General features: G+C 37.9%; 24 protein-coding genes. 15 read left to right on the top strand and 9 right to left on the bottom strand.

What is annotated here, in order from left to right:
* Nucleotides 1–213 precede the first annotated feature (213 nt).
* The 4 genes from dps to GQR47_RS17305 all read left to right on the top strand — a co-directional run bounded on the left by dps (nt 214) and on the right by GQR47_RS17305 (nt 7,385).
* Nucleotides 214–738 (top strand): DNA starvation/stationary phase protection protein Dps, encoded by a 525-nt coding sequence (gene dps / locus GQR47_RS17320; protein ID WP_024595435.1) that lies wholly within the window; start codon nt 214–216, stop codon nt 736–738.
* A 609-nt stretch (nt 739–1,347) separates the two neighbouring features.
* Nucleotides 1,348–4,287 carry a TonB-dependent receptor gene (locus tag GQR47_RS17315; RefSeq protein ID WP_154903452.1) on the top strand — a complete coding sequence of 980 codons (2,940 nt, stop codon included), beginning with the start codon at nt 1,348–1,350 and terminating at the stop codon, nt 4,285–4,287.
* Between the two features lie 309 nt (nt 4,288–4,596).
* A complete protein-coding gene (locus GQR47_RS17310) occupies nt 4,597–5,388 on the top strand; it encodes a hypothetical protein (protein ID WP_058154191.1) in 792 nt (263 codons plus the stop codon).
* 257 nt (nt 5,389–5,645) lie between these two features.
* Nucleotides 5,646–7,385 carry a SulP family inorganic anion transporter gene (locus tag GQR47_RS17305; protein WP_154903451.1) on the top strand — a complete coding sequence of 580 codons (1,740 nt, stop codon included), beginning with the start codon at nt 5,646–5,648 and terminating at the stop codon, nt 7,383–7,385.
* Between the two features lie 52 nt (nt 7,386–7,437).
* Here GQR47_RS17305 and GQR47_RS17300 read toward each other — a convergent pair whose 3' ends face one another.
* Entirely contained in the window at nt 7,438–8,115 is a 678-nt protein-coding gene (locus GQR47_RS17300; protein WP_154903450.1) for a glutathione S-transferase family protein, read from the bottom strand.
* 177 nt (nt 8,116–8,292) lie between these two features.
* Between GQR47_RS17300 and GQR47_RS17295 the strand changes: the two genes are divergently transcribed.
* From GQR47_RS17295 to GQR47_RS17275, 5 genes are all read left to right on the top strand, one after another.
* Complete coding sequence (locus GQR47_RS17295; protein WP_240915909.1) at nt 8,293–8,946, top strand: DUF1223 domain-containing protein; 654 nt, start codon at nt 8,293–8,295, stop codon at nt 8,944–8,946.
* Nucleotides 8,947–9,368: 422 nt separating this feature from the next.
* Nucleotides 9,369–10,049, top strand: coding sequence for a CsgG/HfaB family protein (locus tag GQR47_RS17290; protein WP_076923668.1), 681 nt, complete (start codon nt 9,369–9,371; stop codon nt 10,047–10,049).
* Nucleotides 10,049–10,396, top strand: a complete 348-nt coding sequence (locus GQR47_RS17285) for a DUF4810 domain-containing protein (protein WP_008165258.1) — start codon at nt 10,049–10,051, stop codon at nt 10,394–10,396. Before GQR47_RS17290 ends, GQR47_RS17285 begins: the two co-directional genes overlap by 1 nt.
* A 1-nt stretch (nt 10,397) precedes the next feature.
* Entirely contained in the window at nt 10,398–11,075 is a 678-nt protein-coding gene (locus GQR47_RS17280; protein ID WP_138488585.1) for a DUF799 domain-containing protein, read from the top strand.
* A 295-nt stretch (nt 11,076–11,370) separates the two neighbouring features.
* Entirely contained in the window at nt 11,371–13,548 is a 2,178-nt protein-coding gene (locus tag GQR47_RS17275; RefSeq protein WP_165724208.1) for a response regulator, read from the top strand.
* Nucleotides 13,549–13,551: 3 nt separating this feature from the next.
* Here GQR47_RS17275 and GQR47_RS17270 read toward each other — a convergent pair whose 3' ends face one another.
* The 7 genes from GQR47_RS17270 to GQR47_RS17240 form a co-directional block, all read right to left on the bottom strand.
* Nucleotides 13,552–13,893: a YajD family HNH nuclease gene (locus tag GQR47_RS17270; RefSeq protein WP_024604747.1), complete on the bottom strand. Its 342-nt coding sequence runs from the start codon at nt 13,891–13,893 to the stop codon at nt 13,552–13,554.
* Nucleotides 13,894–13,930: 37 nt separating this feature from the next.
* Nucleotides 13,931–14,866 (bottom strand): hypothetical protein, encoded by a 936-nt coding sequence (locus GQR47_RS17265; protein ID WP_154903448.1) that lies wholly within the window; start codon nt 14,864–14,866, stop codon nt 13,931–13,933.
* Nucleotides 14,867–14,950: 84 nt separating this feature from the next.
* Entirely contained in the window at nt 14,951–15,565 is a 615-nt protein-coding gene (locus GQR47_RS17260) for an ACP phosphodiesterase (RefSeq protein ID WP_154903447.1), read from the bottom strand.
* Nucleotides 15,566–15,797: 232 nt separating this feature from the next.
* A complete protein-coding gene (locus GQR47_RS17255; RefSeq protein WP_154903446.1) occupies nt 15,798–16,031 on the bottom strand; it encodes a ChaB family protein in 234 nt (77 codons plus the stop codon).
* Nucleotides 16,032–16,047: 16 nt separating this feature from the next.
* A complete protein-coding gene (sodC, locus tag GQR47_RS17250) occupies nt 16,048–16,617 on the bottom strand; it encodes a superoxide dismutase family protein (RefSeq protein WP_154903445.1) in 570 nt (189 codons plus the stop codon).
* 589 nt (nt 16,618–17,206) lie between these two features.
* Nucleotides 17,207–17,701: a general stress protein gene (locus tag GQR47_RS17245; protein WP_002958042.1), complete on the bottom strand. Its 495-nt coding sequence runs from the start codon at nt 17,699–17,701 to the stop codon at nt 17,207–17,209.
* Nucleotides 17,702–17,912: 211 nt separating this feature from the next.
* The gene (locus GQR47_RS17240; protein WP_154903444.1) at nt 17,913–19,145 is read right to left on the bottom strand and encodes a cytochrome C; all 1,233 of its coding nucleotides are present in this window, start codon (nt 19,143–19,145) and stop codon (nt 17,913–17,915) included.
* A 349-nt stretch (nt 19,146–19,494) separates the two neighbouring features.
* On the opposite strand from GQR47_RS17240, the gene GQR47_RS17235 reads away from it, so the two are divergent.
* Entirely contained in the window at nt 19,495–19,740 is a 246-nt protein-coding gene (locus tag GQR47_RS17235) for a DUF4235 domain-containing protein (protein WP_002958040.1), read from the top strand.
* 384 nt (nt 19,741–20,124) lie between these two features.
* Nucleotides 20,125–20,433, top strand: a complete 309-nt coding sequence (locus GQR47_RS17230; RefSeq protein WP_024596321.1) for a hypothetical protein — start codon at nt 20,125–20,127, stop codon at nt 20,431–20,433.
* Nucleotides 20,434–20,881: 448 nt separating this feature from the next.
* Here GQR47_RS17230 and GQR47_RS17220 read toward each other — a convergent pair whose 3' ends face one another.
* Nucleotides 20,882–21,898 (bottom strand): AraC family transcriptional regulator, encoded by a 1,017-nt coding sequence (locus tag GQR47_RS17220; RefSeq protein WP_240915908.1) that lies wholly within the window; start codon nt 21,896–21,898, stop codon nt 20,882–20,884.
* Between the two features lie 359 nt (nt 21,899–22,257).
* Between GQR47_RS17220 and GQR47_RS17215 the strand changes: the two genes are divergently transcribed.
* The 4 genes from GQR47_RS17215 to GQR47_RS17200 all read left to right on the top strand — a co-directional run bounded on the left by GQR47_RS17215 (nt 22,258) and on the right by GQR47_RS17200 (nt 26,387).
* Complete coding sequence (locus tag GQR47_RS17215) at nt 22,258–23,061, top strand: DUF2306 domain-containing protein (protein ID WP_240915907.1); 804 nt, start codon at nt 22,258–22,260, stop codon at nt 23,059–23,061.
* Between the two features lie 314 nt (nt 23,062–23,375).
* Nucleotides 23,376–24,524, top strand: coding sequence for a hypothetical protein (locus tag GQR47_RS17210; protein ID WP_154903442.1), 1,149 nt, complete (start codon nt 23,376–23,378; stop codon nt 24,522–24,524).
* Between the two features lie 394 nt (nt 24,525–24,918).
* Nucleotides 24,919–25,239, top strand: coding sequence for a DUF4124 domain-containing protein (locus tag GQR47_RS17205; RefSeq protein WP_154903441.1), 321 nt, complete (start codon nt 24,919–24,921; stop codon nt 25,237–25,239).
* Nucleotides 25,240–25,346: 107 nt separating this feature from the next.
* Nucleotides 25,347–26,387, top strand: coding sequence for a nucleoid-associated protein (locus tag GQR47_RS17200; protein WP_165724207.1), 1,041 nt, complete (start codon nt 25,347–25,349; stop codon nt 26,385–26,387).
* The last annotated feature ends 90 nt before the right edge of the window (nt 26,388–26,477 follow it).

Raw genomic sequence — 26,477 nt, 5'->3', positions numbered from 1 at the left:
GAAGTCTGCATATTTTACAAATATATGCAGGCTTTTCAAAAACCCAATCTCCTCTGCAGCCTTAGAAACCTTAATTTAAAATATAACCAATTGTTTTTGAATCACTTTTCAAATAAAGCAACTTACGGCATAACAGTTGCTTCATTAAGTTTAAGTCATGCTCATAACGCAACATATTATATGAGCAACACATTACTTAATGTAGGAGAAATTATGAGTAACAATAACGAATCAAACAAAACAACTAAATTTACCGCGCCAGGTATGAGTGACGAATCAGCCCAAAAAACAATAGCTACCCTCGATAACCGCATGGTTGCATTGATAGACTTACAACTAACTTTAAAGCATATTCACTGGAACGTAGTGGGACCTAATTTTATTGGCGTACATGAAATGATAGACCCGCAAGTAGACATTGTACGCGAAATGACAGATACAATTGCAGAGCGAATTGCGACTCTTGGTGCAGTACCTGTTGGCACACCAAAATCAATTGTAGATCGCCGTACTTGGGACGAATACTCAGTAGGCAAAGGCCTAGTAACCGAACATTTGGCTGCGCTTGATAAAGTATATAATGGCGTTAATGCCGATCACCGCAAAGCAATTGAGACTCTTTCTGAGCTAGATCCGGTCTCTGAAGATATGATCACCAGCCAACTAGCCGATTTAGAGCAATTTCAGTGGTTCATACGAGCACATTTAGAATCATCTACAGGCGAATTACAAAGCTAATACATCTAAAGTAAGAAAGCCCAGCATTGTTATGCTGGGCTTTTTTTTGCGTAAAAATCTATTTATCGCTACCTAGCTTACCGCCCCCACCCCAGCTAGTACAAAATCAATATAAAAACAATAGAAAATTGGTATTACCAAAATGATTTTTAATTATTTTAACCTCTCCACTATTTCGCAAATTTATAAATCATTTAGAACTTTTAATGGTCGCTCTTCCAATTCAATATCACTTAAAAAGTAAACTAAACACGTATAAAAGTACGACATAAAATTTCAAAATAGTACTAACAAATGTATTAAATAGTACAAATAATATATAAAAATGCCTTTGGTACAGATACTTCAATAAAATTCATTCAAAATACAAAAAATAAAAACACCCTATAAGCCATTAAATTTATTAAATATAAGCAAAATAAAAGAGGTTTTTGTAATACACATTGTGAAATTTTGGTAAACAAAGGTTGTAAACAAAGTTGAATTGGATTAATTTCAACCATACCACCTGTATGACACACCACAGGAAAGAAATAGTTAAATTGGTTAACCAAGCCAAATAACAACACACACACAATGACGCAAGTCGTACCCAAACGGGAGAGATACATGAAACTCAATCAAATTACTTCAACATTAATTAATAAGCATAAAAGAAGTAGCTCTACAACAATCAGTGCCGCAGCCCTTTTATTAATGGCTTCTTCAAATATTGCAGCGCAAGAGGCTCCCGCAGCTTCAGAAACGGCAGCTGCAGACATTGAAGTTATTGAAGTAAAAGGCATGCTAGGTAGTATGAAAGCCGCCGCTATGCTTAAGCGTACTGACGGACGTATTGTAGATGCGGTTGTTGCTGAAGACATTGGTAAGTTACCAGATAATAATATTGCAGAAGCGTTGCAACGTATTACTGGCGTATCTATTAATACCGATTTTGGTGTGGGTGACAGTGTTTCGATTCGTGGCTTACCTCAAAACCGTGTTGAATTAAATGGTCGCTCTACTATTGGTGACTCTCGTGACGGCATTAGCTTGCAAGATTACCCATCAAGCTTCTTAAAAACAGTAGAAGTAGTTAAGTCTCCTACTGCCGATATGATTGAGGGTGCATTAGGCGGAACAGTTAGTTTAAAGACAGTTCGCCCATTAGAGTTAGATAAACTAACTGGCGCAGTTTCATTAGATGGCGAATACGCTGATAAAACAGAAAATGTAGCTCCTATTTTTAGTGGTTCAATTGGTAACAACTGGGACTTTGATGAAATGGGTACCTTTGGTGCCATTGCTATGTTTTCATTCCAAGATCGCGAAATTCGCCAAGATGAAACATCTAGCCGTGTTAAACCTCAAGATATCGAAATTAATAGCCAAGAAGGTAATACACCTAGTGGCAACGCTATCGTAAGAGACGAGCACAGTGTTGAACAATACGTAGAGCAGCGTAAACGAACTGCTGTAAATTTATCTCTTCAATGGGCACCACAATCTGGTAATGGCATGGTGTATCTTGATTTAAGCGGCACAAAGCGCTCAGGTGAACAAGCTGGTAACTCTATTTTAGGTGTCGCAGGTTCACTATCAACAGATGCAAATACAACTCAAGATGCTAACGGCGTAAATAATTACACGTTAACAAACGAGTTTGGTATTCCTAAAACATACAGTGACTTTCGTGAAACTGACTCGTTTTCAAATGCACTTGGTGCAGAGTGGAACCTTACTGACAGTATCAAAATCTCTGGTGAAATTGCGGTAGCATCATCAGAAAGCGTAAGACCTGATTCTGAATTTACACTTCGCCCAATCGAAAAATCAACATTTGAAGCAAGTGGTGGAACTCAGCTAACAAATCATTTATATGATGGTGCATTTTCTCAAGACGGTAATAAATTACCAAGCATCATTCATTCAGATCCTAATGCATTTACTGACCCACAAAACTTAGCACTTCGTACGTTTAAAAGTGAAGATAGAAGAACAGACAATGACGAAACAGCTATTCGTTTTGATGTTGAAATGTTTGAGCCACTCAGCAGCTTAAGCTGGGTATCTAAAGTAAAAGCGGGTGTACGTGTTACTAACCGCGATTACGAATATGAGCAATACAAAGTAGAAATTAAAGACATTTATAAAAATGCATTTAACGACTCAGACGGTTCGTTAGCCACTTTATGGGTTGATGACTACAACGCTGCTTTTTCAAATAGCTTTACAACAGTTAGCCACGACAACTCATTTGACCAATTAGGTCATTCGGGACAAAACGACCTACTAACCTTTTTAAGCTACAACGGTTTATCTAACCCGGCCAATACTTACGCTCAGCTTCAGCAGTTACTTGCAGGTACTAACCTAGCGTCAACAGGTAGTCTTTCAGATAACCAAGAGTTCCAAGAAAGCGCATACCGCAACGTAGTTGAAGATACTGCTGCCGTGTATATATCAGCCTACTTAGACTTTGATAACATCACTGCAATTGTGGGTGGTCGTTATGTAACTACAGATTTAGAATCAAGCGTATTTCTTAATGGCGAAAAAGTAACTGGCGACAATGACTACAGCGACTTTTTACCAAGCTTAAACGTAACGTATAACTACTCAGACGAAACATTATTCCGCTTTGCTGCTGCAAAAGTTATGCGCCGCGCTGACTTTAGCGAACTAAGCCCTGCATTTGACGTTAATAACGACATTACAGGTGCAACGCAAGGCTCTATTGATTTAGAACCATATCGTGCAACGCAATACGACTTATCTGTAGAGCATTACTTTGACCAAGGTAACGTAATTTCTTTCGCAGTATTTTATAAAGATGTTGAATCTTTCTTAAGTAACGAAAGTAGCTGTGTAGCGGCATCAAGCACTTCAACAGGTCAAAACGTAACTCAATGGAACCAAGTATGTCAGCTTGACGTTGCAGGTGTTTCACAAGACAACCTAGTTTACTCGGATGCAACTGACTTCCCAGTAGATGCTGATGGCTTTAACCATGTAGCAGGCTTACGTGACGCAGGACTAACGGGTATCGATACTGTTAAAAATGTAAACGGTGAAAACGGCTCAGTACAAGGCTTTGAAGTTGGTTATCAACAGTTCTTTACAGACCTACCTGGTGCATTTTCTGGCTTAGGCATTAACGCAAACTACACATACGCAGACAGCGAGCAACCAAACGGTAACCCGTTATTAGATATTTCTAAAAATACGTATAACTTACAAGTATTTTGGGAATACGAAGGTTTCTCTACTCGTCTAGCTTATAACTACCGTGACAGTTTCTTAGATACTGAAAACGAGAAACGTGTAGAAAATATTAACTCAGACGGCAGTATTTCAGCAGAAGGTACTGTTTACGGTAATAACTACCGTGACGACAGAGGCCAGTTAGACTTCTCTGCAAGCTGGGATATTAACGAAAACGTGACCTTAGTAGGTAATGCGACCAACTTAACGGGTGAGCCTTCTATTTACCTATCTGAACTAGGTGGTGCTTGGAAGTACACTGAAGCGGATCGCCGTTACAGCTTTGGTATTCGCGCTAAATTTTAATTTTCCCTAAAAACTAAAGCCTGCTTTTATGCAGGCTTTTTTACGTCTATAAAAAAGTGGCACTTGTGTTAAAACATCGCACAATTTTTATAACTAAATATTTATTTAAAGCAATAAAATTATCATTGAATAATACCCCAAACTAAAATTTAGATACCGCGTAAACAATATCAACCTTCTGCACTTCACCTTTAGCGCACAAACTAAACACCATACATTGCACTAAAAACCAGCAACCTTGCAGCTTGGTTATAAAATGTCTAGTATTCTAAAGCTGTACTTATAATTGGTACGAAAAAAGGATTAACAATGTTTCTAAAATACATAACAACAATATCAATCACATTATCATTACTATTATTAACAGCATGCGGCTCTGGGGGAAGTAAAACAAAAGAGGCTGAAAGCATTGAAATACCACAATCAAAAGCGGTTATTAATAACAGTCCCTTAAGTGACTACAAAATAATTATCTATGGTAATAGCCATAGTTCACAGTTAGGGGGCTTATTAGAAATAATTATTACAAGCCAGTTACCTAGCACTTCAGTCAAAATAACGACTGTCAGTGGTCGATTTTTAGATGAAATAGTCGCAGTAAATGCGAATGTCGATAAATTAAAAAGTGATAACTGGAGTCATGCAATTTTTCAAGGCCAAAAGTACTCACAATCAGGTTCGACTGACTACCCTACAAGCGCAACTGAGCGATTAATCTCGAACGCAAAAGAGCATAAAATTACACCTATTTTATTTCCAGAGCATCCTCAAAAAGGGGATCCAGCAGAAGCAAAGCAGGTTTACGACCTCCATTTAGCAATCAGTCAAAAACAACCTAGCTGCATAGCGCCAGTTGGCTTCGTGTGGAATCGAGTATTAGAAATAATGCCTAGTATAAACCTTCATAGTGCCGACGGTAATCATGCATCCTATGCTGGGAATGTCCTTACAGCGATGACCTTTTATCAAATCATTACCTCGGAATTAACAGACACAATGCCATTTATTCCTGCTATAGATTTAACACAGCAAGAACAAGCCTTATTTGGACAAGTAGTAACAGAGGTGCTTGAGTTATATCCGGCATGTGGTGCTAAATAATCTTAAAAAATTTAAAACTAGATTTTAGATTTAGTGATTTCTTGAGGTGCTCAATATCAGTACATTAATACTACGCACATAAGCTGATTAAAAGACACCTCAGGAAAATTCAATTTTCACTTTTTTGCCAAATTATAAATTTAATATCTTGATAAATAATCACCTGCAATTTATTAAAATAACCGTCGTCCTAGCTATACTTATTTGAATATTAAATTTACTATCAAAACGTTGTAACTATTAGCAGGAAAACTAAAGTGCTGTCGCGTTTATATAATTTTATGCCCGGTTTAAATACATTGCTGCACTATGAACGCCAATGGTTTGCTGATGATGTAAGGGCGGCGCTATCAGTAGCTGCAGTGGCTTTACCTGTTGCCATTGCTTACGCACAACTAACCGGTGTTAACGCCGCCGTAGGGTTATACTCTTGCATACTGCCAATGATGCTATATGCACTTTTTGGTACTTCAAAACAATTAATAGTCGGCCCTGATGCCGCAACCTGCGCCGTTATTGCCGCTGTAGTAACACCTCTTGCTGCAGGTGACAGCTTTAAGCATTGGCAACTTGTTGTCACCATGACCGCCATGACCGGCTTTTGGTGCTTTATAGCCAGTAAATTTAAGTTAGGTGTATTAGCCGACTTTTTATCTAAACCTATTTTAATGGGCTTACTAAACGGCGTAGCCATCACTATTATTGTTGGTCAATTTTCTAAAGTATTTGGTTTTACTTTTGATGAGCGCTACTTACTTGAACGCCTCGGTGGTGTGCCCACATACCTAGCGCAAACACATGTTCCCACCTTATTAATGGCTTTGTTTACACTGGCGATCTATTTTGCCATGAAACGGATAAAGCCCAGGTGGCCTGCATCTATGTTTGCTATTGCTTTTGGTGCGCTTTTAGTATGGATTTTTGATTTAAAACAGCTTGATATAAAAACTATTGGTACCGTAACTGGCGGACTTCCCGTTTTTAATACCCCTGTTTTTGATTTAGGGATTATTCGTGAGCTGGTGGTACCCGCACTTAACTTAGCCATCGTGAGCTTTGTTAGTATGATGCTAACTGCCCGCAGCTTTGCTGCTAAAAATGGCTACGACATAGACGCCGATAAAGAATTTAGAGCGTTGGGTATTGCCAATATAGCGTCAGCTCTTTCGCAAGGTTTTGCCGTCAGTGGCGCCGACTCACGCACCGCGGTTAACGATGCAACAGGTGGTAAAACACAGTTAGTATCAATAATTGCAGCAGCTATTATTGCGCTCATAGCTGTATTTTTAACAGCCCCACTTGAATTTATTCCAAGCGCAGCGCTAGGTATTGTACTTATTATTGCCTCTGTACACTTACTCGATTTAAAAGCTGTTTGGCAATTAAAACGAAAAGACAAACAGGCATTTTATCTCGCCTCAGCCACCTTACTTGCGGTGTTATTTATTGGCGTTATACCAGGGATCACACTTGCTGTATTACTAGGGTTATTTCAATTTATTCGCACTGTTATGCGCCCAACAGACAACATATTAGGCGTAGATGTTAACGGTGTAGTAAGAAGTTTAGACGCCACAGATAAAGCAAAAGCAGTGCAAGGTGTGTTCATCTATCGCTTTAATTCACCTTTAACTTACTTTAATGCCAGCTACTTTAAACGCAGATTACTTGAGCAATACGCAAGGCAAAAAGACGATACACAATGTGTAATAATTGACGCTGTGCCCTGCTTTACTCATTTAGATTTAAGTGTAATGGCCATGCTTGCAGATCTCGACGTTATATTTAAAAAGCGTGATATAAGGCTTGAGCTTGCAGGTAGAAAACGTCAGTTACTTTCGTGGTTTGATATTGCAGGAATGAAGTCAGGAAAAGAAGGTATATATATTCACTCAGATTTATACATCGCCCTAAAAAGAAATAGCGTAAGCCAGCACACGCAAGAGGTTAGCTTGTTTGAGTCAGACGAAAATAAAGAACCGCTCACACAGCAATAAAATACAATAAGCAGATCAGCTAACTGATCTGCTGTTTAGTGCTAATTACTTTTTATACTTTTGGGTAGTTTGAAGGAAAAAACGCTTTTTTAGCGTCTTCATCAAACTCTTTTTTAAAGGCTATATCAGTACCAATTGCGCGTGCACGTGCAACCGCTGGGCGGCTATCAATGCTTTCAAACCAACGCTTAAGATTTGGGTACGGTGCTAAACCCTCTTCACCTAATACAACCGGTGCTTTATCAATCCAGCCCCATGCAGATACATCAGCAATGGTATACGTATCACCCACTATAAAGTCACGACCTTCAAGGTGAGTATCAAGTACTTCGTAATGGCGCTGCGCTTCACGTAAATAACGATTAACCGCGTAATCAAGCCCTTCTGGCGCCATGTGTCTAAAGTGAACACTTTGCCCTGAATACGGACCTAAACCAGATGCGATAAACATTAACCACGACAGCATTTCAGCGCGGTCCTCGCCCTTGCCTTCAAGCTTCCCATACTTTTCAGAAAGGTACATTAAAATAGCATTCGAATCGAACACACGTGTTTCACCATCAACAATTGCTGGCGCTTTAGCGTTTGGATTAATTGCTTTAAATTCAGGTGTATGTTGCTCACCTTTTAAAGTATCAAGAGGAACAAGTTCAAACGGTAAGCCTGTTTCTTCTAAAAAGAGTGCAACCTTCATTGGGTTAGGAGTATGGTGAAAATAAAATTTAATCATGTAAAGTTCCTCAATAATTGAGCAACGATTAAAGCACAACTTGAGCGGGTGTTCAAATTAAGTTTTAACTAAGTAAAATACACAGTTAAAACGTGATTTAATTGTGAGTATTTCGGGATACTACTTTCGTAAATATCATTTAGGCTGAATGCAATATCAGCCTTTGCGAGAAGTAACATGCCTTTTAAAGCACTATCCCATCCATTTTTAATCTCACTTGTTGGGTTAATAATTTTTTGCTTTCAAAGCCAAGCTGCTGAGCAAGTAACTATTTCTAGTACAGCTAATCCGACTACCTTTTTAGAGCTTTACACGTCGCAAGGTTGCAGTAGCTGCCCACCAGCAGAGCGCTGGATTTCAACGTTTACAGATGATGAAAAACTATGGACTGATTTAATCCCTATTAATTTTCATGTTACTTATTGGGATTATTTGGGTTGGAAAGACCCGTTTGTCTCTGCTGTGTTTAGTAAAAGACAACGCACGTATAAGGCACTCGGTAAAAGTAGGATTGTAGCTACTCCAGGATTTATGGTTAACGGCAACGGGTGGCAAAGTTGGTTTTATAAACAAGCTATTCCTGTAGCTAAAGCCCGTTATTTAGGTAATTTAAAAGCGACTATAAACAACAGTAAAATTAATCTCGAATACGATACTGTTAATATCGAAGATAATACTGACCAAAACTTAATAGCCCATGTAGCTCTGTTAGGCTTTGGCATAGAAACACAAATACACAGCGGCGAAAACGCAGGCCATAAGTTAAAACCGACTTTGTTGTTATTGGCTACGAGCAAAATGACATGCAGACCAAGCAGCAATTATCATTAGCTGACTTAACCCTGCCTCGCGCTAAAAAAATATCGCCAACAAAGCAAGCCCTAGTGTTTTAGGTATCTAAAAAAGGCGATCCTTCCCCACTACAAGTTGCAGCCGATTGGTTTTAAAAATTACAGTTAATTGAATAAAATTACTAATTAACAACTCAGCGCGCAATAAATCTCCTTGTATATCAACTATAGAAAAAGGCTTTCAATAATTTAAAAACTAATGAATTAGCATTGTTATTACAAAGAATTTATTCTTTTTCATTGTGTGTATCTGTATAAAACATAAATAACATTGTATTTACATCAACTTTTGTTTATAAAGTAAGTTGAATGGACTCTTGAAATAAGTAATTGACTTATAAGTATAAAAATCAAGCGCCTATCAATAAAAACTTCTGCAATTATCTATATGGACAAAAATTTATGCGAATTAACCAAAGCCACATTAAAACAATTGTAATCGCTGCAATTACAGCTTCGTCTTTAGCTGGGTGTGCTACAACATCATCAAAAGTAATAGAAACACCAACTGTTGCTAGCTATAACACAACCTACTCAGGTGCAAAAAGCAAACTAGTCGTAGGTCAGTTTGTAAACCGTTCGAGCTTTCAAAATGGTATATTTGCATCAGGCCAAGACCGTTTAGGTAGCCAAGCAAAAACAACACTAATGAGCCACTTACAACAAACAAATCGCTTTAGTGTGCTTGATCGCGACAATATGGCAGCCCTTGCGGAAGAGGCAAAGTTAACAGGTACAAAACAAGTTCTTAGCGGTGCTAAATTTGTTGTAACTGGTGATGTAACAGAGTTTGGCCGTAAAGCCATTGGCGATCGCCAGCTTTTTGGTTTATTGGGTAAAGGTAAATCGCAAATTGCTTATGCTAAAGTAACGCTTAATGTTGTTGATGTTACTACATCAGAAGTTATTTATTCAGTGCAAGGTGCTGGTGAATACAGCCTATCAGAACGTGAAGTTATTGGTTTTGGTAGCACAGCTTCATACGATGCCACATTAAATGGCAAAGTACTTGACCTAGCTATTCGCGAAGTCGTTAACAAGTTAGTTACTGGTCTTGAAGCTGGCCAATGGGGCAATAAATAATGAAAAAGCTAATTACCTTAGCATTTGTTTGTATAGCCCTAACGGGTTGTAACTCAACGAAAGAACCTATTTACTATTACGGCGACTATAGCACTGCCGTATACGCCTATTTAAAAGCAGATGACGTAACAGCCGAAGAGCAAATTAGTATGCTTGAGCAAATTATTGCCGATGCCGCAAACAAAAGTAAGAATGTTGCACCTGGCTTACATGCTCACCTAGGTATGCTGTACTTTGAAACGGGTAATCCTTCATTAGGCACTACTCACTTCGAAACTGAGAAATCACTTTTCCCAGAATCAGTTCATTACATCGACTTCCTTCTAAAATCTGCGAAAGGCGCTTAACATGCTTAATTTAAAATCATACACAGCGATCGTATTAGTCGCATTACTCGCTGGTTGTGTTTCACCTCCACCAGCACATGACTACACAGCATTTAAACAAGCAGACCCTCACTCAGTTATTATTTTACCTCCGCTAAATAATACACCTGAAGTAATTGCACCATACAGTGTGATGACTCAAATGGTCGCGCCTATAGCTGAGTCCGGTTTTTATGTTTTTCCTGTTGCTTTAGTTGATCAAACCTTTAAAGGTAATGGCCTCACTGTTGCAAGCGACGTACACCAAGTACCGGTGAATAAATTACATGAAATTTTTGGTGCAGACTCTGCGCTTTACATCACTATTGAAGAATACGGTACTAGCTATGTTGTAATTTCTAGCGAAACAGCTGTAACTGTGTCAGCCTCACTAGTTGATTTACGCACTGGCGAGCAATTATGGCAAGGTAAAGCAAGAGCCTCTTCAGCTGAACAACAAAGTAATGGCGGTGGTGGCCTTGTAGGTATGCTTGTTATTGCAGCAATCAATCAAATTGCTGAAACGGTAACCGATAAAGGCTTTGAAATCGCAGCAATGACTTCAACACGCTTACTTTCTTCAGATGTTTACAACGGCTTATTATATGGACCTCGTTCACCTAATTATGGCCAACCAGCACCAAGCGAAAAGAAAAAATAACTCTTATTGTTATTAACCTAAAGCTTTAAAAGGCCGAACCATTAAATGGGATTCGGCCTTTTTAATAACAGCTTACTCAACTAAAAAGCTTAGCAAAGTTACTTTTAAGTATTTAGAGCAGATTTTAAAATACGAGTTTAAAAACCAATATTAGTCACAATAGAAAAACATTTCAAAAAAGTAATAATAGAGTAGCAAAATGCAATGTCTTTTTTTTAGCCGGTTCTACATGTTAAAGTTGTCATTATCACTAAATTACTCTTATAGTGAATCTATATAAATATTGAGCATTACTATGATAAAAGCACAAATACCAGCTGACGAAGAATCTAGATTAAAGGCCCTTTACGAGTATGAAATATTAGATACTGAAGCCGAAAAAGTATTTGATGATTTAACTCAACTTGCTTCTGATATTTGTGAGGCCCCCATATCACTTATAAGCTTAGTTGATCCACAAAGGCAGTGGTTTAAATCAAAGTATGGTATCGATGTAGACTCCACTGAAAGAGATATCGCATTTTGCTCTCATACAATACTGCAAGACCAAGTATTTGAAATACAAAACGCTCTACTTGATGAACGTTTTTATGATAACCCTCTAGTAACCAGCGATCCAAACATTAGGTTTTATGCGGGCACACCGCTAGTTACACCTAGTGGCAGCACAATTGGTACATTATGTGTTATCAGCGACCAGCCAAAAAAGCTAACTCAAACACAAATTAACGCACTGAAAATACTTGGCAAAGAAGTTATCGCACAACTTGAGCTCAGGTTAAACAACAGAAAGCTGGCCACTGCATTAAAACAACAACAAATACATAATAAAAATCTTGAAGAACTAAAAAAAGAAGCTGATACAGCTAACACTCTAAAAGGTCGATTTTTAGCAAATATGTCGCATGAGCTAAGAACTCCGCTGCACGGCATTTTAAATTTAGCTGAGTTTGGACTAGCAGAGACTTCAAATATACAAAAAGATAACGCCTTAAAGAGTATTTTAAGCTCCGCGAATATACTCTCAAATATTGTAAATGATATTTTAGACTTTTCAAAAATTGAAGCGGGTAAATTAAATATTGAGAATATTAACTTTAACCTGAGCGAAGTCATTAACAATGTAATTAATCCACTAATGAAACAAGCCACAGATAAAGGCATAAAATTTATTCCATCTATAGATAAAAATATCGCTACAACCCTAAAAGGCGACCCTGTCAGAGTTTCTCAAATTTTAAATAACTTATGCTCAAATGCGATTAAATTTACACAACAAGGCCAGGTAGAGTTTAAAGTCACTGTAAAGGAGAACCTCTTAAACACGCAAAATATTGTATTTGAAATAATCGATACAGGTATTGGTATTAGTAAAGCTGCACAGCAAAATTTATTTCAAGAGTTTCATCAGGCTGATTCATCTACATCTAGAAAGTACGGAGGCACGGGCCTTGGCCTCTCCATTTGCACCAAGCTAAGTGATTTAATGAATGGCAAAATAAACTTCACGAGTAAAGAAGATAAAGGTTCTGTATTTACTTACCAACAAAGCTTTGAAACATCAGAACTCGATGAATTATTAAAACCAAATCAAGAAATAACCGATTTACAAGGGTGCAATATTTTGGTTGCCGAAGACAATAAAGTAAATCAAGTTGTCGTAAGTAAAATGCTACAAGCTCATAATGCAAAAGTAATATTTACCGAAAATGGCAAAGAATGCGTTGATTACTTTTTTGCCAACCATGTTGATTTAATTTTTATGGACATTCAAATGCCAGTGATGGATGGAGTGCAAGCCACTAAGATAATTAGAGAGCAACAAACAGGTAAAACAACGCCAATTATTGCCATGACAGCCAACACCATGAAACCAGATATTGAACACTATTTAGACATTGGTATGGATGGCTATTTAACGAAGCCATTTAATAAAGATCATTTAAATAGCTTGCTCAATGTTTATAATCCAAAAAACTCAAATCTCAAAAATTTAGCAGTTAAAGTTAGTAACCCAAACATTACGAGTGAACGTAAGCTAAAACAGATATGCAATGAGCTAAAAAAGTTAATTTCAAATGCCGACAGAGTCAGTCTATGGTTGTTTAATCACGACTATACTGCCATTAATAGCTTAATTTGCCTTGATGAAAAAAATGAGATAGTAAGTAATGCAGTTTTAAAAGCTGAAGACTTTCCTGCATACTTTGACTATATTTTAGAGCATAAAGTATTAGACGCATCAGATGCGAGAAACCACGAAATCACTAAAAACTTAACCAAGGTTTATTTTGAACCATCAAACATTTACTCCTTGCTTGATTACATCTACTTTATTGATAACAAACCACTAGGTGTTATTTGTTGTGAAAGTGTTGGCTCAAAAATTTCATGGAGCCATGCAGATAAACTGTCACTTATTAAAGTAGCTGATGTAACAACCTTGTTTTTATCCAAACAGTTGAAATCATAGTAGCTACTTTGATTTATTAAGCATCGCTTTTAAATCGGCAAATGGAGAATGCGTTGCAGCCTCAACTTTTCGCTCTGTAGTCGACCCGCCATACATAATATGTTCGTGGTATTTATTGTGCTCATTGTCGTGGCAATAAATACACAATAACTCCCAGTTACTGCCATCCTCTGGATTATTACTGTGGTTATGATCTATATGATGCACCGTTAACTCACGTAAATTAGAGTACTCAAACTCACGGGCACAACGCCCACATACCCAAGGGTACAATCTTAAGGCTTTAATTCGGTAACCTTCCTCTTGCTTCACATAAGCCTGAGGTACTGCGTTATTCTTACTCATAGTATTCCTGGTAAATTTACTATTTCGGTGATCAATACTAAAAAAACTTAATTACTGACAAATCACCCAAAGAAGTATCTATATGCCGGCCTGTTTGCTCCCACGCACGTAGTACGACCATAAGTTTTTTATTGTCGGAAGTCCAAGAAATTCCACCACCGAATGCCTCGACTTTTTCGGCGCCCGAATCTTTTAACCCCAGCCCAGGGTTTGTGTTTTGAATATGCCCTTTACCTACTTTGTACTTAGCAAATACGTGAACATTATGCGGTAACGAAAATGATAAAAGCGAGCCAATACTCGCCCCATAAGAATTAGAAATTAATTTAGTGACCTGTGGCACAGGTGAATTTAAAAAATCAGCCTGAAACACAATATTATCTTTATTCTCAAGAGATACATGCTTGAAAGACCACGCGCCAACAATACTTAACGACATATCAAATTTGTTACTTAGCTTTGGCCTATTAAGAAAAAAATGCTCAAACAAAGACTCTTTATTATTGAAGGTATAAAAGTTGTGTTGGCCAGATAGCTCAAACTTGGTTGAACGTGTATTTTGCGAGAAAATTTGATCTGTTTGATTGCCGCTTAAATTGCTAGCCGTGCTTTGCAGCCCTTCAAGCGTTTGATAGTTAAATGTGATTTTAGAATTTTTAAATTTTCTATACGAGAGCAGTATATCTAGTGTTTTTGTTTCAACATCATCTTCAAAAATATCGGCTGAGTAGCCAATTTCAATGTCGTTAATATCAAAAAACACACCCACACGCTGGTTATTTATGGGATCTAACGAAAACAGTATTTTTTGATTACTCTGCGCCAAGTCATCGTATATTAACGCATGGCTAGTATTTGGATTTGAAATAGTTGTGCGTACCGATTTTAAGTCGAAGTCAAAAGCTAATACAGAACCAGATAGAAATGCCGCTAAAACAGCAAAGCCCACAATAACCAAGTAATTGCGATTCATTAAAAACACTCAAAAATTAATTTGTATTAGAGTAGCGTTTTTTCACCTTAACTTATCACAAAAGATTAACAATTGATGAAAACTTTAAATAATGCGCTTTATGCCATTTTTTGAGGGGCTTTCAAGGTCAAACTCACTTACATGCTTAATTAGCTCCGGGAAGAACGCTAGAAACACGGCTTCTAATTCATCGTAATTCTGTGCTATGTCATCAGCCGCGCCCGCAAAAGTGTTCGTAAAACGAATGCGTTTGGCTATATTATCAAGCGCAAGCCCTACTCCCTCAACGGTTTCGTACTCTTTAAACCAATCGTTTTTAGTCATACTTGTTACAACATGCTGCATTCGCGCTGGCATAACAGGTATACGGTTATTTAAAAGCTGATAGCTGGTGTACTTAAAATCACTTAAAGGTTGCTTGCTAAATCGTTGCCAATGCACAATTAAAAAGTGATCAAACACCACATCAATAGCCACACCAGCAAAGCGTTTACGCTCGGGTGAAAAGTATTGTTTAGCGTGTTTAACTGCGCGGTGAGAGTCGGTAAATTTATCAACTAAATAATGGTTATCGAGGCCATTTTTAACTGTGTTTGGTAAGTGCTTTACATGTCTTTTTCCACCAAAGTCACCCAACAGGTTCCCAAAGTGAGAATCGGCTGTGGGCTGCGCTAAATAAAGATGAGCTAAATAATTCAAAGTGTTCTCTGATTGGCTAATACAAATAAATAATAACGCAAATTTAAACCAAACTCACATTCGTGTTTAAAGCAGTACTTATGGTTTTGCTTACCAATTTTACTCAAACATGCCGTAAAGTATTGTTTAACGGATAAATAGAAAAGTGATTAATCACTGGGCTCTATAAAAAAGCCACTACAATATGCTGTAGCGGCTTTTTAATGCTTTAGCTTTGTTAGTTTGATCAAAACTAGTTACTCGACTTTACCCAATTTCCATTATCATTTTTGCTATAACTATTTTTAACCGCCGACCAAGCTACTTTGTGCGCTGTTGTTTCGCGGTCATCATCGTTTTTTCTATCGCTAGGGTCCTTATAGGTATCCCACGCACTATTAAACGCCTCTTGATATATCTCTTGAGCATGTTTAGGTAAGTTATTTTTTACCGACTCAGGTAATTCATCACGATTTTTATATGGCATAACTTTCTCCTTATATTTACTCAATTACGCCACAAGCAACACGTTTGCCACCGCCACCTAATGGCTTTGGCTTATCTGCATAGTTATCACTTCCTTCGTGAATCATTACTGCGTGTTGTTTAAGTTTTTCAAGCGTGAGCCTTGGTGCTAAAACAGGCGATTTAGCTTGGCCACTTTCATTTACATACAACGCCGGTAAATCGCCTAAATGACCATCCCCCCAGGGAGCATCATGATGCTCGCTAGCTTTTGGATCGAAATGCCCACCAGCGGCGCCCCCCGGCACAACTTTCTCGCCTTTTTTCTTGGGTTCACAACTAGCAAATTGGTGAACATGAAAACCATGCAGCCCCGGTGTTAAACCTTTTAAACTTGGTGAAAAAACAACACCGTTATCATTTTCTGTTAGTGTAATAGTACCTAGTGATTGCCCTTGGCCTGACTTAGTTACTTGGTGCATTTGAACTTTTACATTAGCCAGTGCACTATTTTGTAGTAACACACCGGTAAGTAGTATCGCAAAAGCTGGTTTTAAAACGCGGGTTAAAGGTCTTTTAGCGTTTGAATCAAACTGCAAACAATTCATCATCATCTCCTCGTTTAGTATCAAATTAATAAAGCAATAACGCTAAATTAAGCGACTATTAAACAAGTAGTTTCAATGTATATACCAGCCCTACGCGTAAACATGAATTTATGTATTATTTATTTTTAATCTATTGATTAAAAAGTAAATTTATAATTTTTATTAATTTTAAATAAATAGCTAGTTAATTAAAAAAACTGACTTTCACCCAAAAGTTAAACAAAAACCAAGGCATATTTACAAACAGAATGGCAACTTTACAAAACTCATAAAAGAAGATTACCGACGATCCAACCCAAAAAGACAAGCCAAGTTAAAAAGTAGCTATTAAAAAGGCCGTTATTATATAGGCGGTAGTCTCGAGAGTTGGTGTTGTTAGGGAGGCCTTACGACATGTAATAAAAAGCGCCTATCTAAATAAGTCTTTTCTATAATCAAAGCATGTTTAAAACCAATTTACTTATATATGGAGTTTATTTAATGATAAAAAATTACGTTAATATTTATAATTGCTCCGCCGTTAAAAACGAAAAAAAAGGTGAAACTAAGTTTCACCTTTTTAATTAATTTTGAAACTAATTAGTTAGCATTAAGCCGTAGAAACGTTACTTGCGCCTGCATTGTTAAGTATTTCTTCAATAGCGTTTTTGTTGTCACTATCGTACTTAACACCAATTAATATAGAGCCCTTTTCAATGGCATCTTCATAATATTTAATTTCGTGCTCAGGAATAAACGCACCAATTGCAGCACCTAAAGTACCACCAACTGCGGCGCCTGCGCCACCAGCAGCAAATGCTGCGACTAATGGTCCGGCAACTAATAAGCCCGTACCACCTGTTGCTACAGTACCTACTGCAGTAAAACCGCCAATAATTGCAGCAAGAATACCACCTGAAGCCGCGCCTACAAGGCCACCTTCAGCGGCTTTTGTACCTTCGTCTACAGCAAAATCTTCCTTTGCGTATGAGTCGTTGGCTACAATGCTTATGTCAGCTTCATTAATACCTAAAGCTTCTAATCTATAAATTGCGAGTGTTGCTTGTGATGCACTTTCGAATAACCCAGTAATAACGGTACTCATAATAACTCCTTTATTTATTTAAGAAAATACACTTACTACTAAGCAAAACCCAAACCACAAATTTAACTAATAAAAATCAATATCTTACATAAATAATTGTATCAATTTACTTATTTAAAAGGTAAAAATTGCTAAGCTTTGTAAAAAACTCCTACCTAATATAAGAAAACTTACTAATAAGCAGTACGCAGCTTTAACACAAAATAAATTATTACTTACTCCACGTAATTTCAGCTAATTGGTTGGTCGCTGTTTGATGAATGATCAGCCCATTATTCCCCATGCGCATATGCCTAATTAAGCCAGAGTAAACTCCTTCTTTACTCGGAATTTGCCAGCTCTGCATAGTTTCGGTATTAAGGTCGAACCTTACTAAGGTTTCAGGACGCTTGGCTGACTCGTTAAACCAAATGGCGTTATCGGCATATTCAATTGCATACGGATGACTGTTTTCACCACTGGGATTATCCCACTGCGTTATTTTACCGTTTTTGGGGTTATAGCGGCCAAGTTTACCCATACCAGAGTTAACATAAAAAACTATATCGTCAGGCGTAATGGCTAATCGCCTAGTATGCGTTTTAGCGCCTGGGAGTTTTATCTCACTAAGCTCCATGGTATTTTTATCAACTTTAACCAAACAGTTACTACCATTACACGACACCCACGGCGTGCCTTTTGAATCGAGCTTAATACCATATGGCCGTGAGCCTTTAGTGGGTAAAGTAGCCAATTGAATATCGCCAGTTGTAGGGTCTAGCTTGCCAATCATATTGCTATGCTGGAGGGTAAACCAAAATATTCCGGCTTCATCAAATACACCAGTATGCGGGTCGCGGGCATTTTTATTTGGCATTTTATACACTTTAAATTTTTCGGTTTTTAAGTCTAAATATCCAACCGTGCCATTTTTATTGCCTAAAAACCAAGGGGTTTGACTTTTATCAAGCGACACACTGTGCGCATAGGTACCACTTGGCAGTGTGTACTCTTTCATATCGCCGGTTTGAGGGTCTAACCTGCCTAAAATATTACCCCACTGGCCAACCCACCAAATAATGCCATTTTTACCTTGCACCGGATCGCGAGCGCGCTGCCCAAGCGTTGGCACTTGCCAGTACTTAAAGCTAAGCTTTAAATCGCCAGCAACAACCTTAGACTCGCGCTTAGTGTTAACAGGATAATGCTCAGCTAAATAAGCACTTATATCTTTATTAAGCGCGGTATCTACGCCCGCATCAACCATATAGCTTATTAATGTTTGCCAGTCCTGCTGGCTATAACCCGCGCTGCGCTCAAGGTTAGTTAAACTATGGCAACTAGCACAAAGCTGCTCAACTAGCGGCCCCTTATCGTTGCTCAGCACTGGTAGCGGCACAGCCAAAGTGCCCGACACAGCCATTACCAAAACGTATTTATTAAATAAAAATCGATTTTTACTCATAACGCCCTCCCTTGTTTTTTAATATTAAAGCATAGGGTGAAAGTGTTTACTATCTGTACAGCAATGAGTGCGATAAGCCGGCTAGAAGGTAAGTTAAATTGCAGAGTTAATATCTAAAAAGAAGATTTGAGCAGAGTTGCGCATGCTCTACAATGGTTATTTAGCTTGTATATAAATGTGGTGAAAGTGTGATGTGAGTGTGGTTTTAAACGACTAATTTGTATAAAACAGGAACGCTATGATTTAAAAGCGCCTCAGCCTATCGGTACGTAAATTGCTGTTATTAATATTCTTACTTAAAGAGTTATACATAAATAACGCTGCCGTTATTTATAAAAAGGAGAACATTATGAGTAATAAACAACTAATTACGACAATAGGTATAGGTCTCGCCGCTGCATCTGCAGGTATGTTAACAAGGAAAACCTTACAAAAATCGTGGGAAAAGGTTACCAACGAACCAGCTCCAAAAGATAGACCAAGCGAAGAAACAGATCTTAAAGAGGCCGTTACATGGGCAGTAGTCTCAGGTATTGGTGCGGGTGTTGCAAGAATGGCCGTACGCTACGTACTAGACAAGCGCCGCTCCAAATAAACCTACCCAATTAATACCTCTTATAAGTATTAAGCGTAGTGTGGTGAGGCGCTAAAGGCGCCTTGCGACAACCACTCCCCAGTTGTCGCAAGCAACTTGGCAAAAGCCTAGGTTAAGGTTACTTAACTATTGAGCTAAAAAATATATTAATACCCAAATCGGAGTTCAGTGATGAAACTTAAAAAGTCGGATGACGCGGCTGCGCAACTTATCCGACCTACATAGGTTGAAAAACTGGAGGTGCCTTGCAACATGACCCTTTATTTTAAGCAGATACACTCTATTGGACATTAACTCCCTTTCAAAGTTGTTGCCTGCCTATAAGCTTGCGTATAATGCCCACATTCCGGCTGCATTTTTTAGCCGCTAACTTGGATTTTAATAATGAAAAAACTCTCTGCAGTGCAAATAAAACAGCAAGCGCTTGTACTTAATACTGCTGAAAAATTAGAAGAGCAAGGCCGCGCTGAGCTCCCAGGCATGCTGCAATGCTGGTTTGATGTGGAATATCACTTATTTCCAAGTTCGCTACTGCTGTGTTTTCAGTTTGAAAACGAGCAAGCCTTAGCAGCCGCAGAGCCAGATTTATTAAAATGGCAAAAACGCTTAAGCGGCGCAATGCTTAAAAAAGGCGTGATTTTAAAGGATATGCGTAAACATTTAGTGTTTACCTTAAAAGGGCCAGATGATTAAAGCGAGATTTTTAAAGGGGTATAAAGCCTTACGCTCGTATTGCCAAAGCACATAAAACCATAATGAAAAGCCATTGCATTGCCGTAACGGCTTTTTACTTTTATGAGCACTTAAAATAGAACCCATAAAAACCAATTTCGACTCGGGGATTTTTATTAGCAGATGATGGTAATTGGCCATAAAACAATAAGAATGCACTTCAATATTAAAACGAAGGCTTGCTTGCTCAATGCAGTATAAAAAACACTTCAGACCCTCATCACTAAAAAGGTATTTTCACGGCCTTCTCAACGTTTCATTACACGGTTAAACGTATTCTCATACTCTATTCGCAGCGGTCTAGACATAATAATTAACTCAATGAGCAATAAACTATAAATCTAGACCATTGATATGAAGTTAAAATTAGACCCTTTTGGTTTATTTACAGATAATTTAACGTAGCTGGCTAATCAACAAGCTCCCGTATACCTTTATTATAGTAGTCATCGTTTTGTTTTCGATATTCGTTAGGAATACCGCCGACAATATCTTTAAACACACGATTAAACGTAGCAAGAGAAGAAAAACCACTTTCAAGTGCAATGCTCAAAATACTCCACTCTTTGGCTTGTTCACTTGCTAATAATGTCTTCGCATAATTTACACGGTATTGGTTAATAAACAGATTAAAGTTAGCTACTTTATAGTGATAGCGAATTGCTCTACTAATTTTGTATTCCGGCACTTTGAGCGCTTGTGCAAAATCTGAAATTTTAAGGCTAGTTTGTAAAAATAACTGCTGCTCGCTCATCAGTTCAGCAATACCTCCTATTAATTCTGAGGGCACTTGCTCTTGGTAATGAACACTACCACAAGACTCTTTTACATCATCAGTATCAAAAGCAGTCTTGCTCTTACTATTGTGATTTAACTTTTGCTTATTAGTAGTAATTGCTTGAAGCAGCATAACTCCCTGCATTGCAAATACTATTAAAAGTGCAGATGAAGTTATGATAATGGGGTTATACAGCTCAATTTCAGCCGCGCTAAAAATAAACTTAGGAAAAATACTTGCATTAAACACAGCTAAAACCCAAGCGCTCCCAAAGATGACTGATTGCATTTTTTGTGACTGTGTTTTTTTACTATAACCTCTAAACGCCTCCCAAAAAGAAAGCGCAAGGATACTTGATGAAAGCAATATGGTGACCTCATTCACCCCTTGCTTTAAGCGCCACATTATATCATTGGCAGGTAAAGGCTGAGGATCAAGGCTCACTAAGTAGTGCCATGTTTGATTAAACATGATCAAGCCGGCAATGGTTGCAGCAAAAGCCACATGCCTGCGGGAAATTGGCGAATGCTCACGAAATAACGTTCTTGCAATCAGCCATGAAACATTACATGTTGCGCAAGTGAACAACCCGATTAAATATTGATACGCGCCAATACTTTGCGCACTGAGCTTTTGTGCTGCCACCATACAAAGGGAGCCACAAAATATCACAAATAAATAATTAACCAGCTGCTTATCTTTTTTCAGCGCATTTAAAAACATTAACCCCATACAAACAAAAAGAAGAAAATAATAAGGGGAATAATTTTGCATAATAGCGTGCTCTTAAAATGACGTTTTAACCAACAACGTGGACTGAATTACATGGTACAAATTAACATGTATGTTGGCAAAAAAACTTTGTTAGTGAATGTGTCTATACCGCCCTAACTAATTACAAAAAATTATCAATATATCGTTGCTCAAATTCCGAATTTGAGAAGCAATCACCATGAAAGTCTTTATATTTGGGCTATTGAAAAGATTTCCTGGAAAAGCACATGTTAATGCAAACAATAAAAAAAACGCCCAATGAGCTACTTGAGATGAGTAAAAAAATGTGGTTCACGTGCCTGTTAATGGCACAAACCTGCTTTGTTATTTACCTCTCCTTGGGATACGGGCTTACGGGGGTCACTACGGGAATATCTGGCTGGAGTCGTCTAAATAGCACCGCCTATGTTGCCAACGATCCCACCGGCAATTCAATGTACGCTCTGCATGTGTTACTCGCCATCGTGATGATAATTGGCGGTAGCTTACAGCTAATACCCGCAATAAGAGCAAAGTATACTAAGTTTCACCGCTATAATGGCCGCGTGTTCGTAATGTTAGCCTGTACCATCTCTTTAGCAGGTATGTACCTTATGATAGCCAGAGGAACCGTTGGTAACACCTTGATGCATGTGTTGACTATGCTTGGTGGTTGCGTGGTTATTTTAGCGAGTATATTAGCCGTACAAGCGGCCAGAAGGCGGAATATCACTAAACATAAAATTTGGGCTATACGTTTATACCTTGCAGCAAACGGCGTTTTATTTTTTAGGCTGATGATTTTTGCCTGGTTTTTAATGTTCGGCTCACTAGGAATTGATACTGCAACGTTTACAGGTCCAACCGTGTTAACTATTAGCGTATGTTCTTATATTATGCCGCTGCTCATAGCTGAGTTAGTCAGGTATGCAGGTAAAACGTCTAATAGAGTAATAATAATCGCCACCGCTGCTTTAATGATGTTGATATCCATTGTATTTTTAGTCGGCTTATTTGGTGTAGTGTTTGCAAGTTGGTACCCAGCGATAGTTGGCTAACATACTCAATAATCATTAAAGAAGAGAGAACGATGTAAGTGGACAAATACAGTGTAAAAAACAGTTAAAAAACGTCATCACTTAAAAAGTGTATTTTTTATTCTATTCATAGCGGTCTAGACATAGTAAGTAACTCAATGAGCAATAAACTATAATTTAGACCCTTGATATATTAAGCAAAATTTCTCTCCCCTTGGTTTTTAACAAACAACAAAAGCAAATTTCAGTCGATTCAACGTTAATTGGTTGCCCTAAGTTAGCAATAGTAGGATAGTAAATTACACATAAAACAATAGCTTTATCTTAGGAGTATTATGATCAAAGTATTATTAGCGACCAGCTTAATTGCCTCTTCATTCGCTGCTTTAAGTAATCCTTTAACTGTTGAAGAACAGCGTATCAACAAAGCCCAATCGACAATGCCAAATGTTTTAAATGCATTTACCTCACAAGTATCAAGTTTTGAGCAACAATTTAAAGAATTAAACGACTTTAAAAGTGCAAAAGCATTAGTACAAAACTTTAGCTTTGAACTGTGGGAAAACGCCAAGCAACGCATAATAAAAACCAGTAACTACGACGACCGAGAGCTCTACTGGGCACGCCTGCTTTCAAGTAAAGTAATACGCACAACTTCACCTAAATTCTCAATTACGCAGGCTCAACTAAATACTTTACTAACCCTACTTGAGGAAGGCAGTAGAGGCCGTACCGACCTTGCTTTTTCATCAGGCAGCACTAAAAAAATATTACTAACAGGCTTTGACCCTTTTTTACTCGATAAAAACATAAACCAAAGTAACCCCTCAGGTGTTGCGGCGTTATTACTCGACGGCCAAGTTATTAATTACAACGGCGTGAGCGCAGAAATTAACACCGTTATGGTGCCTGTGCGCTACGAAGACTTTGATCAAGGTATAATAGAATCACTACTTGCCCCCTACTACGCACTTAATAATGTAGACATGGTAGTAACCGTAAGTATGGGCAGAACAGAGTTTGATTTAGAGCGTTTCCCAGGTAAACGCCGCAGTGTAACCGCCCCAGATAATGCCAATATTGTGTATGGTGGAACGCAAACAAGCCCAGTCATACCAAAGCTTAATGGCCGACCACTCCCAGGCAATGAGTTTGTAAAATTTAGCTTGCCTGTAACTTACATGCAACAAGCCAAAGGCCCTTATAAAGTTATCGACAATCATGAAGTCACTACGCTTGAAAAAACCTATAAAGCGGGTTCGTACGGCGATCTTAAAAATAGTATTGCGGTAAATGGCGGCGGCGGTGGTTACTTGTCTAACGAAATATCGTACCGAAGTATTCGCCTGCGCGATGCGCTTAATTCAAGTATACCTACAGGGCATATTCATACCCCACGTATACAACAATTCGAACCTGAAACAGAAGCTAAAATAGTAAAACAAATAAAGGCAATGCTAGAGCAAAGCTTAGTCGCGCTATAGTTTAAAACTACCAATTTAAGCGTGTAAAAAAGGGCAATAATATTGCCCTTTTTAAATGGGGTTACTAGGGGCAGGTTTTGCACTTTTCCTTAATCACAAAAGGCAAAAAAAGACCTGACCCTAGCGATTGTGCTTGACCGAAACTTTCTAATGGGTGACCCTACAGGTATTTTGTAGGTGGCATTCATATTATAGGCTTAGACAGCCACCTACTGGTAAAGCGCATACAAAGCCAATTTACAGGCGGTATTAAAATACTTTCAGACAGCCCAGCCTACGAGACTCAACTCGTACCTCAAGAAAGCTTAGCTCAACTACATGTAGTTGGTCGAGTTATGTGGATGGGAAAGATTTGTAATACTGCTTTATAAGTAACTATTTAAAAGGATTTTAAGTGAAACGGATTTTATTATTTGCACTAATAATGAGTGCCCAACTCAACGCAGCACAAGTATACAAATGCACTGTAAACGATGTAATCACATTCAGTGATCAGCCTTGTAGTGCTAATGCCCAAATAGTCAAAGTACAAGCGGGCAAAAGTAATGCTAAAGCGAACCCTAGCAAACTAGTTAACCAATTCTTAAAGCAAACTAGATTATGGAAAAATCCTGCACCCGTTAAGATTGTTAACCACTATAAGCGCTGGGAACAGAATGATAGCGACGCTAGGAAGTTGTTAGCTTTAGAAGTTAAAGCTAAAAAATGGCTATGATACTTATGATGACACAACCTTCTCTGAGTGCTTTTTAGATCATAACGGTACTGGACTCAGTACTGTTAAACATTTTATCCAAAAATAAAAATATAATAGGAAAAATTATGTCAATAAAACATCTCATAATCCATGTGGTTAAGCGAGACAAAGATGGAGAACCTTTAACTAAGCATTTAAGGCCTAAAGAAAATGAAGTTAAGGGCTTAGCAGCAAAATTAACAGATGACTTACTAGCATTATTCAGTTTAGCTAGTTTAAGTATAGGTGAGTTTGGCGTTAATTCTGATACTGATCTCCAACCAGCTTTTGAGCAAAAGCTTAACCAGCATTATGACAAACTAAAATGTAAAGACTTTACAGCTTTAACTAAAGATCTTGCAGAGCTTTACGAAGGGATATTAAAACACAATCAACTCAATACCGTTAAAGGTGGTTATTTAGTCTTCTATCAATATGAATCTCGGAAGCAAGAATGGTTAGGTGTTGCTATATTGAATAAAACTGATGGAATTAATGTATCAGACACTGCTTTAGATGTCATACCTAGCCAAGTGTTGGATCTTAAGAAATTACACTTAGGAGCTGCTATAAACTTAACGCAATGGCAGGATGGTCTATCCACAAGGTATATTCGTTTTAGAACAGGCCTTGCTGCTGAAGTTAGAGACTATTTTGAAGAGTTCATAGGATGTCAACGCGATAAAAATGCTTCTCAAATAGAAACAAACAATTTAAAAGATGCAGTAAGAAATTTTGCTAGAACGACATGTAAATTAGATGACGATGGTGTTTCACAGAAACTAGCCTCAACCCATGACTATATTACTCAAAAAAATAAAAATGGAGAGGAAGTTTGCTTAAGCAATATAGGTAAGCATGTATTTCCTGAAAATAATGATGATTTTGTAATTCACGCTAGAGAACACTATGATTTACCGGAAGAAATTGTAATACATAAAGCAACGCTTCGAAGCTATAAAAAAATCACAGGGAAAGGTAATGGCCTATCAATAAGTTTTGATAGGGAGATGTTAGGTAAACAAGTAGTTTACGAAAATGATACTTTGTTGATTAATGAAATACCTGACTCTCTTCGTGAAGCTTTGGAGGAAGAAGAGGCAAGTAAAACGAGCTCTAAAACTTAATTATTGAATCGCCCCGAGTTCATCGGAGACCAGTTTGTTTAAGTCAGGCCACTTTACCTGACTCGTTTAAATTATCATAGTAGTCTGTTT

This window comes from Pseudoalteromonas sp. Z1A2 (genome assembly GCF_011378755.1).
Classification (GTDB): Bacteria; Pseudomonadota; Gammaproteobacteria; order Enterobacterales; family Alteromonadaceae; genus Pseudoalteromonas; species Pseudoalteromonas distincta.
The sequence above is the reverse complement of the archived record's forward strand: the minus strand, read 5'-3'. Positions and strand labels throughout refer to the sequence as shown.

Coding starts and splice junctions, on each gene's coding strand:
- GQR47_RS17255 (WP_154903446.1), bottom strand. CDS start 16,031: ATGCCATATAAAAATCGTGATGAATTACCTGAGTCGGTAAAAAATAAC.
- GQR47_RS17275 (WP_165724208.1), top strand. CDS start 11,371: ATGATAAAAGCACAAATACCAGCTGACGAAGAATCTAGATTAAAGGCC.
- GQR47_RS17290 (WP_076923668.1), top strand. CDS start 9,369: ATGCGAATTAACCAAAGCCACATTAAAACAATTGTAATCGCTGCAATT.
- GQR47_RS17220 (WP_240915908.1), bottom strand. CDS start 21,898: ATGGTGGCAGCACAAAAGCTCAGTGCGCAAAGTATTGGCGCGTATCAA.
- GQR47_RS17200 (WP_165724207.1), top strand. CDS start 25,347: ATGTCAATAAAACATCTCATAATCCATGTGGTTAAGCGAGACAAAGAT.
- GQR47_RS17240 (WP_154903444.1), bottom strand. CDS start 19,145: ATGAGTAAAAATCGATTTTTATTTAATAAATACGTTTTGGTAATGGCT.
- GQR47_RS17280 (WP_138488585.1), top strand. CDS start 10,398: ATGCTTAATTTAAAATCATACACAGCGATCGTATTAGTCGCATTACTC.
- GQR47_RS17265 (WP_154903448.1), bottom strand. CDS start 14,866: ATGAATCGCAATTACTTGGTTATTGTGGGCTTTGCTGTTTTAGCGGCA.
- dps (WP_024595435.1), top strand. CDS start 214: ATGAGTAACAATAACGAATCAAACAAAACAACTAAATTTACCGCGCCA.
- sodC (WP_154903445.1), bottom strand. CDS start 16,617: ATGAATTGTTTGCAGTTTGATTCAAACGCTAAAAGACCTTTAACCCGC.
- GQR47_RS17315 (WP_154903452.1), top strand. CDS start 1,348: ATGAAACTCAATCAAATTACTTCAACATTAATTAATAAGCATAAAAGA.
- GQR47_RS17300 (WP_154903450.1), bottom strand. CDS start 8,115: ATGATTAAATTTTATTTTCACCATACTCCTAACCCAATGAAGGTTGCA.
- GQR47_RS17235 (WP_002958040.1), top strand. CDS start 19,495: ATGAGTAATAAACAACTAATTACGACAATAGGTATAGGTCTCGCCGCT.
- GQR47_RS17270 (WP_024604747.1), bottom strand. CDS start 13,893: ATGAGTAAGAATAACGCAGTACCTCAGGCTTATGTGAAGCAAGAGGAA.
- GQR47_RS17310 (WP_058154191.1), top strand. CDS start 4,597: ATGTTTCTAAAATACATAACAACAATATCAATCACATTATCATTACTA.
- GQR47_RS17245 (WP_002958042.1), bottom strand. CDS start 17,701: ATGAGTACCGTTATTACTGGGTTATTCGAAAGTGCATCACAAGCAACA.
- GQR47_RS17285 (WP_008165258.1), top strand. CDS start 10,049: ATGAAAAAGCTAATTACCTTAGCATTTGTTTGTATAGCCCTAACGGGT.
- GQR47_RS17210 (WP_154903442.1), top strand. CDS start 23,376: ATGATCAAAGTATTATTAGCGACCAGCTTAATTGCCTCTTCATTCGCT.
- GQR47_RS17230 (WP_024596321.1), top strand. CDS start 20,125: ATGAAAAAACTCTCTGCAGTGCAAATAAAACAGCAAGCGCTTGTACTT.
- GQR47_RS17215 (WP_240915907.1), top strand. CDS start 22,258: ATGCAAACAATAAAAAAAACGCCCAATGAGCTACTTGAGATGAGTAAA.
- GQR47_RS17295 (WP_240915909.1), top strand. CDS start 8,293: ATGCCTTTTAAAGCACTATCCCATCCATTTTTAATCTCACTTGTTGGG.